The organism is Plantactinospora sp. BB1 (assembly GCF_003030385.1).
In the GTDB taxonomy this organism is placed as follows: domain Bacteria; phylum Actinomycetota; class Actinomycetes; order Mycobacteriales; family Micromonosporaceae; genus Plantactinospora.
Genome location: NZ_CP028159.1, coordinates 7538807 through 7552457, shown reverse-complemented (window position 1 = coordinate 7552457; position 13651 = coordinate 7538807). Strand labels below are relative to the sequence as shown.

General features: G+C 73.1%; 10 protein-coding genes. 6 read left to right on the top strand and 4 right to left on the bottom strand.

Going from position 1 to position 13651, the window contains the following annotated elements:
* Positions 1-94: 94 nt before the first annotated feature.
* The 6 genes from ngcE (at position 95) to C6W10_RS33085 (ending at position 6862) form a co-directional block, all read left to right on the top strand.
* Positions 95-1597 carry an N-acetylglucosamine/diacetylchitobiose ABC transporter substrate-binding protein gene (ngcE, locus tag C6W10_RS33110; protein WP_234358987.1) on the top strand — a complete coding sequence of 501 codons (1503 nt, stop codon included), beginning with the start codon at positions 95-97 and terminating at the stop codon, positions 1595-1597.
* 19 nt (positions 1598-1616) lie between these two features.
* A complete protein-coding gene (locus C6W10_RS33105; protein WP_107262977.1) occupies positions 1617-2525 on the top strand; it encodes a carbohydrate ABC transporter permease in 909 nt (302 codons plus the stop codon).
* Positions 2526-2538: 13 nt separating this feature from the next.
* A complete protein-coding gene (locus C6W10_RS33100) occupies positions 2539-3459 on the top strand; it encodes a carbohydrate ABC transporter permease (RefSeq protein ID WP_107264478.1) in 921 nt (306 codons plus the stop codon).
* A gap of 159 nt (positions 3460-3618) precedes the next feature.
* Positions 3619-4227 (top strand): GNAT family N-acetyltransferase, encoded by a 609-nt coding sequence (locus C6W10_RS33095; protein WP_107262976.1) that lies wholly within the window; start codon positions 3619-3621, stop codon positions 4225-4227.
* A gap of 173 nt (positions 4228-4400) precedes the next feature.
* Positions 4401-6143 (top strand): bifunctional 3'-5' exonuclease/DNA polymerase, encoded by a 1743-nt coding sequence (locus C6W10_RS33090; protein ID WP_107262975.1) that lies wholly within the window; start codon positions 4401-4403, stop codon positions 6141-6143.
* Between the two features lie 119 nt (positions 6144-6262).
* Positions 6263-6862 (top strand): NTP transferase domain-containing protein, encoded by a 600-nt coding sequence (locus C6W10_RS33085; protein ID WP_107262974.1) that lies wholly within the window; start codon positions 6263-6265, stop codon positions 6860-6862.
* A gap of 97 nt (positions 6863-6959) precedes the next feature.
* Here C6W10_RS33085 and C6W10_RS33080 read toward each other — a convergent pair whose 3' ends face one another.
* The 4 genes from C6W10_RS33080 to C6W10_RS33065 all read right to left on the bottom strand — a co-directional run bounded on the left by C6W10_RS33080 (position 6960) and on the right by C6W10_RS33065 (position 13548).
* Entirely contained in the window at positions 6960-7769 is an 810-nt protein-coding gene (locus C6W10_RS33080) for a metal-dependent hydrolase (protein WP_107262973.1), read from the bottom strand.
* A gap of 287 nt (positions 7770-8056) precedes the next feature.
* The gene (locus tag C6W10_RS38975) at positions 8057-10033 is read right to left on the bottom strand and encodes a serine/threonine-protein kinase (RefSeq protein WP_234361511.1); all 1977 of its coding nucleotides are present in this window, start codon (positions 10031-10033) and stop codon (positions 8057-8059) included.
* 117 nt (positions 10034-10150) lie between these two features.
* A complete protein-coding gene (locus C6W10_RS33070; RefSeq protein ID WP_107262971.1) occupies positions 10151-11467 on the bottom strand; it encodes a glycosyltransferase family 4 protein in 1317 nt (438 codons plus the stop codon).
* 146 nt (positions 11468-11613) lie between these two features.
* Positions 11614-13548, bottom strand: a complete 1935-nt coding sequence (locus C6W10_RS33065; protein WP_107264477.1) for an amylo-alpha-1,6-glucosidase — start codon at positions 13546-13548, stop codon at positions 11614-11616.
* Positions 13549-13651 lie beyond the last annotated feature (103 nt).

The following is a 13651-nucleotide window of genomic DNA, read 5'->3' as shown; positions in this document are numbered from 1 at the left end:
CTCCCCCGGGAGCGAGTAACCGCACCGCTGGCAGGTCCCGGTCATCCGGAGTCGTCCGGCTGGCCCGACCCGATTCTCAACTGAGGAGATGAAGATGTCCGCAACCTCCGACAACACGTCGGACCGCGTTGATCCGTCGACCATGACCGGACCGGACCTGCCGGCGGCGCTGGGCAGCAGCCGCCGTACGGTGCTGCGCCGGGCCGCCGCCGCCGGACTGCTCACCATCCCGGCCGCCGGACTGCTCGGGGCCTGCGCCACCGGCGGGGACGACGAGGGCAGCACCGAGCAGGAGACCGGGGAGAAGAGCGCCACCAACCCGCTCGGCGTCAAGGAGGACGCCGCGCTGGAGGTGATCATCTTCAACGGCGGCTACGGCGAGAAGTACGCCACCGACGTGCACGAGAAGCTCTACAAGACGGCGTTCCCGAAGGCGGAGATCAAGCACCAGGCCACCCAGGCGGTCTCCACGGTGCTCCAGCCCCGGTTCACCGCCGGTGACCCGCCGGAGTTCGTCAACAACTCGGGCGAGAAGTTCCTCGACTTCGGTGCCCTGGTCAACGACAACCAGCTCCAGGACCTGACCGAGCTGTGGGACGCGCCGTCGGTGGACGACCCGAACAAGAAGGTACGGGACACCGTCATCCCCGGCGTGGTCGAGCAGGGCATGTTCAACGCCAAGGACGGCAGCCGCAAGCCGTTCGTGCTCTACTACGTCTCCACCGTCTACGGCATCTGGTACTCCGGCAAGCTCTTCAAGGACAACGGCTGGACCGTGCCGACCACCTGGGAGCAGTTCACCGCGCTCTGCGACCAGATCAAGGCCAAGGGCATCACCCCGTTCGGCTACGCCGGGGCGAACGCCGCCTACTACATGTGGAACGTGATCCTGACCCAGGCCGCCAAGGTCGGCGGGCCGGACGTGCTGAAGGCGATCGACAACCTGGAGCCGAACGCCTGGAAGGCCGAGCCGGTGATCCAGTCCGCCAAGGCGTGGGCCGAGATCGGCGCCAAGTACGGCGACAAGAGCTTCGAGGGGCTCAAGCACACCGACGTGCAGCTTCGGCAGAACCAGTACAAGCTCGCCTTCTACCCCAGCGGTGACTGGCTGGAGAACGAGCAGAAGAAGGACACGCCGGCCGGCTTCGAGTACCAGCTCATGCCGGTGCCGAGCCTGACCGCGGCGGACAAGCTGCCGGCCGGTGCGATCCGGGCGGCCGGCGGCGAGGGGTACTTCGTCTCGGCCAAGAGCAAGAACCCGCGCGGCGGCATGGAGTACATGCGGCAGATGCTCTCCAAGGCGGGTGCCCGGGGCTTCACCGAGACCGTCGGGGCGGCCACCGTGGTCCCGGCCGGCAGCGAGGGCTACTCGTTCCCGCCGGGCGTGGCCAGCTCGCAGGCGGCGCTGAAGGCGGCCGGGGCGAACGTCTTCAACATGATGTTCGACAACTGGTACAAGGAGCTGGACACTGAGGCCCGGACGGCGACCAACGAGCTGATGTTCGGCCGCGCCACCGCCGAGCAGTGGGCCGACCGGATCCAGAAGCGTGCGGACGCCATCAAGGGCGACAGCAGCGTCGCCAAGTTCTCGCGCTGACGACCGGAATGGAGTGATCATGCGGCAGGGCAAGTACCCGTTCGTGATCGGCTTTCTCTTCCTGCCGGTCACCATCTACGCGGTCTTCGTGATCGCGCCGTACGCCCAGGCGTTCCAGCTCGCGATGACGAACTGGCGGGGGATCGGCGCGCCGGAGTGGATCGGGTTCGAGAACTTCCAGCGGCTCTTCAACGACACGGCCTTCTGGAAGGCGGTCCAGCACCACGGGATACTGCTGCTTGCCCTGCCGCTGATCACCATCGCCATCGCGCTCTTCTTCGCGTTCCTGCTGAACGTCGGCGGTGGCAGCAAGGGCGGGCAGCGGGTCGGGGTCCGCGGGTCCGCCTTCTACCGGGTGGTGTTCTTCTTCCCCCAGGTCCTGGCGGTGGCGATCATCGCCGTACTGTTCCAGATGGTCTACCGGCCGGACGAGTCCGGCCTGATCAACGGCGTACTGACGAAGATCGGGCTCGATCCGGTCTTCTTCCTGATCAACCCGAACCTCGCCCTCTGGTCGATCATCGGGGTGCTGGTCTGGCAGGCGGTCGGCTTCTACGTGGTGCTCTTCTCGGCCGGGATGGCGTCGATCCCGACCGAGATCTACGAGGCCGCCGAGATCGACGGGGCCACCAGGGTCACGCTCTTCTTCCGGGTGACCCTGCCGCTGCTCTGGGACACCCTCCAGGTGGCCTGGGTCTACCTCGGCATCGCCGCGTTCGACGCCTTCGCCATCGTCGCGGTGCTCTCCGTCGACAGCGGCGGCCCGGACGGCGCCACCACGGTGCTCGCGATGGAGATCTACCGCAACGCCTTCGTCTACGGCCGGGCCGGTTACGCCTCGGCGATGGGCGTGGCGCTGTTCTTCCTGACCATCACGTTCGCGGCGCTCGCGCTGCGGGTGTCCAAGCGGGAGAGCATCGAGTACTGAGATGGGACCCCAGATGACGACACAGACCGAGCGCCCGGTGACCGGGCCGGTGCACAGCAAGCCGGCCGCCGGGGCCGGCAAGGGCCGGGACCGTCGGGTGAAGTCCGAGGTACGGCTGCTCTCCAGCCTGGGTCACGTGGCCCTGGTGGTCTGGGCGGTGATCGTGATCGTCCCGATCCTCTGGACCTTCCTGGCCTCCTTCAAGAACACCGCGGAGATCTTCAGCAGCCCGTGGACCCTCCCGGCCGAGCTGCGCTGGGAGAACTGGGGTCGGGCCTGGACCCAGGCCCGGGTCGGCAGGTTCTTCGTCAACAGCGTGATCGTGGTCTCCTGCGGTGTCTTCGGCACCATGCTGCTGGGCTCGATGGCCGCGTACGTGCTGGCCCGCTACAAGTTCGTCGGCAACCGGGTGATCTACTACCTCTTCGTCTCCGGGCTGGCCTTCCCGGTCTTCCTCGCCCTGGTGCCGCTCTTCTTCGTGGTGGACAACCTCGGCCTGCTCAACACGCACACCGGGCTGGTCCTGGTCTACATCGCGTACTCCCTGCCGTTCACGGTCTTCTTCCTGGCCGCGTTCTTCAAGACGCTGCCGACCTCGGTGGCCGAGGCGGGGATGATCGACGGCTGCTCGCACACCCGGCTCTTCTTCCAGGTGATGATGCCGATGGCGAAGCCGGGGCTGATCAGCGTCGGGATCTTCAACATCATCGGGCAGTGGTCGCAGTACCAGTTGCCGCTGGTGCTGCTCTCCAACGCCGAGGACAAGTGGGTGCTGACCCAGGGCATCGCCGACATCTCGGTCAACGCCGGCTACGAGGCGGACTGGTCCGGCCTGTTCGCCGCACTGACCATGGCGATCCTGCCGATGATCCTGGTCTACGCGATCTTCCAGCGGCAGATCCAGTCCGGCCTCACCGCCGGCGCGATCAAGTAGCCGGCCGACCAGCTCGCCAGGGAACCCCGAGGGACCGGCACCGGCCGGGGCGCCCCAGCAGACCGGGCCCCGATCTCTCACGAGGAGATCGGGGCCCGAATCCCCGGGCGATGTTGGAGGGCCGGGTCGGCATCCTGCCGGGCCAGTCATCATGAACGCATGCCACTGCTGGTCCCACCGGCCCTGCCCGCCGACTCGCTGCGGGCGATGCGTCAGCCCCGGCTCGCCGCCGACGGCGGGCTGACCCTGCGGCCCTGGCGCGCGGACGACGCCGCCACCGTGCGGGCAGCCTTCGACTGTCCGGAGATCCAGCGGTGGCACCTGCGCCGGATGGACAGCGACGCCGAGGCGCGGGACTGGACAGCGCAGTGGCCGGCCCGCTGGGCGGCGGAGTCGGACGCGAGCTGGGCGGTCGTCGAGGGATCGGCCGACCGGCCGGTCGGTCAGGTCGGGCTCCGCAACGTCTCGCTGGTCGAGGCGACCGCCGAACTGTCGTACTGGGTGCTGCCCGGCGCGCGGGGCGGTGGCGTCGCCGGGCGGGCGGTCTCGGCGCTGACCCGGTGGAGCTTCGACGTGCTGGGCCTGAACCGGCTGGTGCTGCTGCACTCGACGGCGAACCTGGCCTCCTGCCGGGTGGCCGGCAAGGCGGGCTACCGCACCGAGGGGACGCTGCGGCGGGCCATGCTGCACCTGGACGGGTGGCACGACGTACACCTGCACGCCCGGCTGCGCGACGAGGGTGACGGCGCGGCGACCCGCACCCGGTGAGCGCGGCGGTGACCCGAACAGGCCGGTCGAGCACCCCCGCTCACCCGGTTCCAGCGAGGTGCGGTCGTATCCGGGCGACACGACGGCGCCGACGGGCGACCTGACCAGGAGAGGGCGAATTCCGCCCTCACGGCGTACACCCGGAGTGCCCGGCTGGGGTCGGCCGTCGGGGGATGTCGGTCGGTGCGGGCAGAATCGTCTTCGTGCTGGTGGCGGTGGTCCGGGACGAGGACGGCGACGGAGGTCTGCTCCAGCCGCTGCACCCGGACGGCCGGCCCGCCGGAGGCGTCGAGCGGGTCGCCGACCTCGGCGCGGCGGTCGAGGCCCGGGAGCGGGCCGACCGGCCCCGCTGGGTCTGGGCCTCCACCGCCGCGATCTATCCCGGGCTGCTGCGCCAGGGTCACCGGGTGGAGCGCTGCCACGACGTCGAGCTGACCGAGGCGCTGCTGCTCGGCCGGGACGGGCGCTGGGGGGAGCCGCGCGGCCTGGGCGCCGCGTGGGCCCGGCTGACCGGCGCGCCGGTGCCGGCCGATCCGCCGCCCCGGGCCGCCGCGCCGCCCGGTGCGGCGCAGGCCGCGCTCTTCGAGGTGGTCTCCGGGCCGCCGCCGCTCGGCATCGACGCGCTGGTCCGGGTGCACGCCGACCAGCAGGCCCGGATCGCGGCGACGCCGCAGCCCGGTCGGTTCCGGCTGCTGGTCGCGGCCGAGTCGGCGGGTGCCCTGATCGCCGCCGAGATGAGCGCGACGGGGCTGCCGTGGCGGGCCGACGTGCACGACGCGCTCCTGGTCGACCTGCTCGGCGAGCCGTCGCCGGTGGGCGGGCCGCCGCGCCGGCTGGCGGAGCTCTCCGCGCGGATCGCCGCCGCCTTCGGGGTACGCCAGCTGCACGCCGAGTCCCCCGCCGAGCTGCTCCGCGCCTTCGCCCGGGCCGGCTACGACCTGCCGAGCACCCGCGCCTGGGTGCTGCGCGGGATCGACCACCCGGCGGTTCCGCTGCTGCTCGAATACAAGGAGCTCTACCGGATCTGGACGGCGCACGGCTGGGCCTGGCGGGACGCCTGGGTCCGGGACGGCCGGTTCCGTCCGGAGTACGTTCCGGCCGGGGTGGTCTCCGGGCGGTGGGCGACCCGGGGCGGCGGCGCCTTGCAGATCCCGAAGGTGGTCCGGCGGGCGGTGCTGGCCGATCCGGGCTGGCGGTTCGTGGTCGCCGACGCCGGCCAGTTGGAGCCGAGGGTGTTGGCGGCGGTCTCCGGGGACGCCCGACTCGCCGCCGCCGGTGGCGCGGGTGACCTCTACACCGCGCTGGCCCGGGAGAGCTTCGGCGGTGACCGGGCCCGGGCCAAGCTGGCGCTGCTCGGCGCGATGTACGGCCAGACCGGCGGCGAGGCGATCCCCGCGCTGGCGGTGTTGCGCCGCAGCTATCCGACCGCCTTCGAGTACGTCGAGGCGGCGGCCCGGACCGGCGAGGGCGGCGGGCTGGTCCGGTCGTGGCTGGGGCGGACCTGTCCACCCGCCTCGGTCTCGGTGCGGGAGTCGGAGGAGGGGGAGGGGCCGGTGGTGGAGTCGGCCGACGTCGACCCGTTCGGGCCGCGGGCCCGGGCCGCCGCTCGGGCCCGGGGGCGGTTCACCCGCAACTTCGTGATCCAGGCGACGGCGGCGGAGTGGGCGCTGACCCTGCTCGCCGGGCTGCGCAACGGGTTGGCCGGGCTCGGTGCCGAGCCGGGGGCGGGCCGTCCGGAGCTGGTCTTCTTCCAGCACGACGAGGTGCTGGTGCACTGTCCGGCGGAGCGGGCCGACGAGGTGGCGACGCTGGTGCACGAGGCGGCGGGGCAGGCCGGGCGGCTGCTCTTCGGCGAGACGCCGGTACGGTTCCCGCTGGACGTCTCGGTGGTGGACTGTTATGCAAATGCGGCATAGTTGCGAATTGGTCCGATTAGTGCCGATACCTGGGTCCCGTCCGCTCGTTGGGACCGTTGTGCGCGCGGCGGGGGTCGCGCGACCGGCGGAAGGTGACAGCGCTGAGTCGGATCGCAGGAATGATCATCGCCGCGGGCGGGGGACGCCGGATCGGCGGCCCGGAGGCGTTGCTGCACCAGGGGGAGCGACCCCTGGTGAACCAGGTACTCGACACGATGCGGGCGGCGGGCTGCGGGCCGCTGGTCGTGGTCCTCGGGGCCGCGGCCGAACAGGTACGCGCCACCGCCGACCTCTCCGGGGCGACGGTGGTGGTGAACCGCTCCTGGGGTACCGGGATCGGCTCGTCGATCCGGCTCGGCCTGGACGCCGTACCGGACCGGCGGATCGAGGCGGTCGTGGTGGTCCCGGTGGACATGCCGGGGCTGACCGAGGCGGCGGTACGCCGGGTGGCGGCACTGCCCTATCCGGAGGCCCTGGTCTGCGCCACCTACGACGGGTTGCGCGGCTATCCGATGCTCTTCGGCCGCCGGCACTGGGCCGGGATCGCCGCGCTGGCCAACGCCGACGTCGGGGCCCGGCCCTATCTGATGGCCCACAAGGACGAGATCGTCGACATCGCCTGTGACACGGTGGCGGACGGCAGCCGGGCGAACACCCCGGAACTGCTCGCCGCCTGGGGGCTGACCGTCCCGGTCCCGGCCCAGCGGGTCGCCGTCTGAGTCCGCCGGTGCCGCCGCGACCCGTCGTGGCAGCACCGGCCGGCCGGTGGCAGCGGCGCCGGCCCGACCCGGGACGGCGCCGCCGACGCCGCCCGGGTCAGACCTCGATGTTGAACCGCTCCAGTACGGAGGGTGCGACCAGGCCGACCGCGGAGAGGATCGAGATCACCGTGAAGGCGCCGCGCAGCACGATCGTCTCCACCTTGCCGCCCACCTTGACGGCGATCCTGTTCGGGATGCCGATCATCATCCACATCCGCCGCTTGATCGGCACCGGCCAGAGGATCGGCACCCCGTTGCTGGTGATGATGTCGCCCATGATGTGCACGAAGCAGCCGACCCCGACCGCCAGCCCCAGCATCGGATAGCCCCGGTCGCCGGGCAGGTGCAGGAAGGTGAAGTACGCCGCTGCCAGCGACACCAGGGTCACGATCACCCAGCCGGCCCGCTTCGCCCACTCGTCGAAGAGCCCGCGCAGCGCCAGACCGATCATGAAGAAGAGGATCCCGATCACGGCCCACTTGCCGTACGCGGTGCAGAGCGCGGTGGTGCCCCAGCCGACCAGGAAGGTGAACGGCAGCGTGTGGGTCAGCGTACGGTGCCCGTTGCTCCGGTGCGGATCCTTGCTCAGCTTGGTGGCGTGGTAGACGCCGAGGGAGATCTTCTCCATCACCTCGGCGAAGAAGAGCGAGACCACACCGAAGGTGCGGGCGACCGTCGCGCCGCCCTGGTTGCGGGTGACCTTGCCGGACATGTCGAGGTCGGGGAAGAGTGCCCCGCCCGCGCAGACCGCCGTGCCGACCGCGATCGCCAGCGGCGACTGCTCGTAGCCGGCGAAGTAGTCCAGTCCCCAGGACCCGGCCAACCAGACCGCGGCACCGGACAGCGCATGGGATGGCCCCATCATCGTCGTGCATCCTCCCCCGGGTACATCCCGCACGGCTGGCGACACTGTGCCAAACCGGAGATCGCTAGGCAATCACCGTTTGATCCACAGTGCTGTCACCGACGTCACGGTCCACTCCACCGCCTCGCGGGGGTGTGGTCAAACGCGTGTTCGATTCGGATCGCCGGGCAGGTCAACGGTGGTCCGCGCCGCAACGTGCCCGGACGCTCCGGGCGGCGCGGCGACCCTCGGAAAACCGTGTCGGCAACCGGACTCCGGCGTGTCGCCGGGGCGGGGCACGACCGGGCTCAACCGACCGGCCGGAAGCTGGTCTGCACCATCCGCAGGTAGCTCTGGTTGACGCCCCAGTCGAACTCCCGGGTCAGCCAGGAGACGGTGTACGCCCGCCCGGCCGACGTGTTGATCAGCATCCGGGCGGCCTGCACCCGGACGCCGTGCGCGTTGGTCCACCGGCACTCCCAGATCGCCCCGCCGCCCCGGATGTCCAGCGGCGCGATGTCGACCTGCTCGTACCCGGCCAGCAGGCCGGCGCCGATGAGCCGCCGCTCCTCCGCGAGCCAGTACCGCTCGCCGTCCGGGGTCGCCGGGGTGCTGGGATCGATCGTGATCATCCGTCCGGTGCCGACCACCGGCTCCCGGAAGCAGACCACCCTGCCGTCGGTGTACCGGCGCCAGCCGACCGGTACGGCGATCCGGAAGCCGGCCGCGTCGGTGTACCAGGTCCAGTGCTCGACGAGGCCGAACCGTTCGTCCGGCGGGCGCGGCGCGGGGGTCACCGGCACGGTCTGCTCCGGCGGCGGCGCACACGGGAACGCCCGGCCCACCTTCGCGGCCGGCCGGCTGCCCGACGCCTCCGGCGGGGCCTCGCCGGCCCGCTTGGCCCGCAGCGCCAGGACGGTGCCTAGCCCGGCCAGCAGGGTAAGGGCCAGCGCGGTGGCCCCGATCCGGGAGACCGGCCCGCCGAGACGCCGTCGGCGGCGCCTCCGGTCCGGCGGTTCCGGCCGGTCGGGAGCCGGTCCCGGCTCCGCACCGCGCCGCACACCCCGGACCGGGTGCGGCAGCCGCTCCGCGACATCCGCCCCGGCCGGCTCCGGCCGGCCGTCGGGATCGGAGAGTCCGGCGGACCCGGCCGCCGCGTCCGGTTCCGAGGGTCCGGTGGAGCCGGCCGCCGCGTCCGGCTCCGAGAGTCCGGCGGAGCTGGCCGAGGGGTCCGGCTCGGCCTGCTCGTCCGGCCGGCCCCGACCGTTCGGTTGCGCCGGCCAGGCGGCGCGCTGGTTCGGCTGCGGGCGCCGGTCCGGCTGCGCACGCTGGTTGGGCGGCCGTCGCCGGGCCGGTCGGGGAGCGTCGGCCGGGGCCTCCTCCGCGGCGGGCCGGCCGGCGACCGGCGGCACCGGCGGCCGGCGGGCGAGACCACGGCCCAGGGCGAGCGGGTACCGACCGGAGCGGGGCGGCGGATCGGTGATCTTGCGCAGCATCCGTTCGACCTGGTCGGCGGTGAGCCGCTGCCGGGGATCGCGACGGAGCAGTCCGGCCAGTACCGGGCGGAGCGGACCGGCCAGCCGGGTCGGATCCGGCGGTGCCACCGCCAGCGCGGTCAGCGTGGCCATCGTGGTCGGGCGGCGGTACGGCGACCGGCCCTCGACCGCCGCGTAGAGGGTGGCGCCGAGCGACCAGAGGTCCGACTCGACCGTGGACGATCCGTCCGCCGCCCGCTCCGGCGAGACGTACTGCGGTGACCCGATCACCACGCCGTCCCGGGTCAGCGCCCCGTCCCCACCGTCCACGGTGGCCAGCCCGAAGTCGGTGAGCACCACCCGGCCGTCCTCGGCGATCAGCACGTTGTGCGGCTTGACGTCCCGGTGCAGTACCCCGGAGGAGTGCGCGGCGCGCAGCGCGGCCAGCACCGCCAACCCGACCTCGGCGGTACGCACCGGCGACAGCGGTCCGTCCGAGTCCAGCACCTGCTGGACCGAGCGGGACGGGACGTACTCCATCACGATCCACGGGGAGTCGCCGTCCTGCACCACGTCGTAGACCCGGACCACGTTGGGGTGGTTGAGCCGGGCGGCGATCCGCGCCTCGCGCAGCGTTCGGCAGCGCACCTCGTCGCGCTCGTCCGGGGTCATCCAGTCCGGCGGCACCACCTGCTTCACCGCGACCAGGCGGTGCAGCATCTCGTCCTGGGCCAGCCAGACCCAGCCCATCCCGCCCGCGCCGATGGTGCGCAGCAGCAGGTAACGATCGGCGATCCGCTCCTGATACACCGTCCGCGTCCCCTCTGATACCCGCCGTACACGATAGCGAGCGGACGGTGTTCCCCGCATCAACTCTCGCGGATGGACACCGGTCGGGGACGGTGCGCGGCGGGCACCCGGCGGGGGTCAGCAGGCGGCGCCGTCGAGGGCCAGCAGGTTCCCCTCGGGTACGACGATCCGCCCCGTCCCGCCCCCGGCCCGGGTCCGCGGCGCCGGGCCGGCGTTCGCCGCGCTGGCGTAGACGGCGGCGGTCCGGGCGGCGATGCTCGCCCAGCCGTACCGTTCGGCGACCATGGTGCGGGCCCGTCGGGCCACCCGGCGGGCGAAGACCTCGTCGCCGAGGAGCGAGTCGACGGCGCCGGCCAGCGCGTCCGGGTCGCTGTGCGGGAAGGTCACCCCGGTCACCCCCGGCTCGACGATCTCGGCCAGCCCGCCGGTGGCGGCGACCGCCAGCGGGGCACCGGCGGCGGCCGCCTCCAGGGCGACCATCCCGAACGGCTCGTAGAGGCTCGGCACCACCGTGGCGTCGGTGGCGGCCAGCACCGCCGGCAACTGCCGCTCGGTCATGAACCCGGCGAAGCGTACGCTCCGGTCCAGCCCGAGCCGGTGCGCCTGGTCCTGCAACTCCTGCCGGTACGGGCCGTCCCCGGCGATCACCACCCGCAGCTCCGGGTGCCGCTCCCGCAGTCTCGGTACGGCGTGCACCAGGTGCTGTACGCCCTTCTCGTAGACCAGCCGCCCGGCGAAGCCGACCAGCGGGCCGGCACCGGCGTACCGCCTGCGGGCGGCGGCGACCGCCCGGGGCTGCGCCGACCAGGCCCGGTCGTCGACCCCGTTCGGCACCACCTCGACGTGCCCGTCCGGGAGCCCGAAGAGCGCCTTCACCTGGTCGCGCATGTAGCCGGAGCAGGTGATCACCCGGTGCGACTCGTGGCCGAGCCAGTGCTCGACCGAGTGGATGGTCCGGTTCATCTCGTCCGGCAACCAGCCCTGGTGCCGGCCCGCCTCGGTGGCGTGGATCGTGGTGACCAGCGGGATGTCCAGGTGGTCGGCGAGGTTGATCGCGGTGTGCGCGACCAGCCAGTCGTGGGCGTGGATCACGTCGTAGTCGGCGGTCCGGGCGGCCCGCAGGGCGGTCCGGGTCAGCGTGTGGTTGAACGCCATCGTCCAGGCCAGCAGGCTCGGGGTGGCCAGCGGGAAGCCGACCGGGTCCTCCGGGGCGCGCAGCACGTGCACGCCGTCGACGTACGCCTCGACCGGTGCGCCCTCGCCGTGCCGGGTGACCACCGTGACCTGGTGCCCGGCGGCGGCGAGCGCGGTGGCGAGCGCGTGCACGTGCCGGCCGAGCCCGCCGACCAGCACCGGCGGGTACTCCCAGGAGAGGATGAGTACCTTGCGCGGGCGGGCCGCGGGGAAGTTGACGACCTCGGCGTTCGGTGACATGGCCCGGCCCCCTTTGAATTGATTCCCACGCAGGCGCGTAGAGACACCTGTTACGGGTGCCTACGCGTCATTGGTTGGGGCCAATACTGCCGGTGCCGGGAAAACCGGTGAAGACGCGCCCGTTGCCGGTATGTAACGCCGTCCGGTCAGTTCCGTCGTACCCGTAGAAGTTCCGCCACCGACCACGCCTGGAACGGCGCTCCGGTGGCCCCGTGCGGCGGTGCGGCGTCGGCGGTCTCGCTCACCGAGCCGAGCCCGTACTCGGACAGGTGCGCCTCCAGCCCGGCGAAGAGTTCGTCGACCGGCAGCCCGGCCCGGCGGCAGGCGTCGGCGTACGGGCCGATCAGCCAGGGCCAGACGGTGCCCTGGTGGTAGCCGGAGTCCCGCTCGGCGGGGCCGCCCCGGTGCCGTGGCAGGTAGCCGGGGCTGTCCGGGGCGAGACTGCGCGGGCCGAGCGGGGTGAGCAGGGCCGCGCCGATCCGGCGCAGCGCCGCCGGATCGGGGTCGAGCGGCGCGTACGGCAGCGACCAGGCGAGCAACTGGTTCGGCCGGAGGGAGTCGTCGTCGTGCCGGCCGTCGGCACCGCGCGGATAGGCCGGCGGCGGGGCGTCGACGACGTCGTGGAGCCAGCCGCCCGGGGCCGGGAAGCGGCGCCGGAACGCCGCCCGCGCCAACGCGACCGCGGCCGGTGCGGCACCCGGGTCCTGCCCGACCAGCCCGGCCAGCTCGGCGATCGCCGCCAGCCCGTTGACCCAGAGCGCGTTCACCTCGACCGGCTTGCCCGCCCGCTGGGTCACCGGCTCGCCGTGCACCCGGGCGTCCATCCAGGTCAGCGCCTCCCCGGGGGCGCCCTGGCCGAGCAGCCCGTCGGCCGGGTCGACCACGATGCCGTACCGGGTGCCCCGCAGGTGGCCGTCGACCACCGTGCGCAGCGCCGGCAGCAGCTCGGCGGCGAGGTCGGCGTCCCCGGTGACCGTCACGTGCCGGGCCACCGCGTGCAGGAACCACAGCGTCCCGTCCACCGTGTTGTACTCCACCTGCCCGGTGTCGGCGGTGTTCGCCAGCATCCCCTCCGAGAGCGTCCCCGCGTACGCCCGGAGCAGCTCCCGCCCCTCGTCCGCCCGGCCGGTACCGAGGAAGAGCCCCTCGTACGCGATCATCGTGTCCCGGGACCAGGCGCCGAACCACGGATAGCCGGCCACCACGTCCGGCCCGGTCCCGCCGCCGACCACGAAGGCGTCGGCGGCCAGGGTCAGCGTCGCGGCTACCGCGTCGGCCGGCCTGCCGGCCGCCACCACCCGGCGGTTGCGCCGCCGGGCCGCCTCGATCACCTCGTCGGCCGGCGGCGGCTCCTCGGCCAGGTCGCCGGCCCAGGCGAGCACCGAAACGCTGTCGCCGGGACGGTCGAGCGCGCCGGTGAACCGGCCCGCACACCAGAGGTCCTCGTCCGGATTCAGTCCCCGGGCCGCCTCCTCCCGGTGGTGCACGCCGTGCCACCACTGGCCCTCGGCCACCCACTCCGGGCCGGCGAGCCGGAAGGCGTCCTCGATCACCGCGCCGCCGGCCACCGGCTCCACCTTCGGCGCCGGCCCGTCCGCGCGCCGCTCGGCGTGCCCGTCCCGCCAGGTCACCGCCGCGGCCAGATTGAGCCGGGCCGGGCCGCCGGAGACCAGCCGGTGCCGGACCGCCAGGCAGGACCGGCCGTGCGCCATCGCCAGCTCGCGCTCCAGCACCAGATCGCCGATCCGCCACCGCCAGCGCGGTGTCCCGTCGACCAGGTCGAAGCGCTCCAGCAGCTCGAAGCCGCGCGGGTCGACGTCGCCGGAGCGCCACTCGTGCGCGCCGAGCCGGAACACCGCGCCGGAGGGGAGCACCAGCTCCGGGTCCAGGCTGACCAGCCCGAGCCGGCGGGCCGCCGGGGTCTCGCCGGCCACCATCAGCAGCCCGTGGTACCGCCGGGTCCGCAGCCCGCTCACCGTGCCCATCGCGTACCCGCCGAGGCCGTCGGGGAGCAGCCACTCCCGGTCGACGCCGGCCTCCAGGTGACCGCAGACCCGCGGCCCGAACTCGATCGGCAGCATGGCGCCCATGATGCCCGCTCGGCCGATCCGGCACACCGACGGTGGTGACGGTCACCGCGATCGTCGCCCGGGTGAGCGGGGACGATCGTTGCCGGGGTGACCC

Excerpts from the sequence above, each read along its gene's own strand:
- ngcE (WP_234358987.1), top strand. The coding sequence starts at position 95 with ATGTCCGCAACCTCCGACAACACGTCGGACCGCGTTGATCCGTCGACC.
- C6W10_RS33105 (WP_107262977.1), top strand. The coding sequence starts at position 1,617 with ATGCGGCAGGGCAAGTACCCGTTCGTGATCGGCTTTCTCTTCCTGCCG.
- C6W10_RS33100 (WP_107264478.1), top strand. The coding sequence starts at position 2,539 with ATGACGACACAGACCGAGCGCCCGGTGACCGGGCCGGTGCACAGCAAG.
- C6W10_RS33095 (WP_107262976.1), top strand. The coding sequence starts at position 3,619 with ATGCCACTGCTGGTCCCACCGGCCCTGCCCGCCGACTCGCTGCGGGCG.
- C6W10_RS33090 (WP_107262975.1), top strand. The coding sequence starts at position 4,401 with ATGTCGGTCGGTGCGGGCAGAATCGTCTTCGTGCTGGTGGCGGTGGTC.
- C6W10_RS33085 (WP_107262974.1), top strand. The coding sequence starts at position 6,263 with ATGATCATCGCCGCGGGCGGGGGACGCCGGATCGGCGGCCCGGAGGCG.
- C6W10_RS33080 (WP_107262973.1), bottom strand. The coding sequence starts at position 7,769 with ATGATGGGGCCATCCCATGCGCTGTCCGGTGCCGCGGTCTGGTTGGCC.
- C6W10_RS33070 (WP_107262971.1), bottom strand. The coding sequence starts at position 11,467 with ATGTCACCGAACGCCGAGGTCGTCAACTTCCCCGCGGCCCGCCCGCGC.
- C6W10_RS33065 (WP_107264477.1), bottom strand. The coding sequence starts at position 13,548 with ATGCTGCCGATCGAGTTCGGGCCGCGGGTCTGCGGTCACCTGGAGGCC.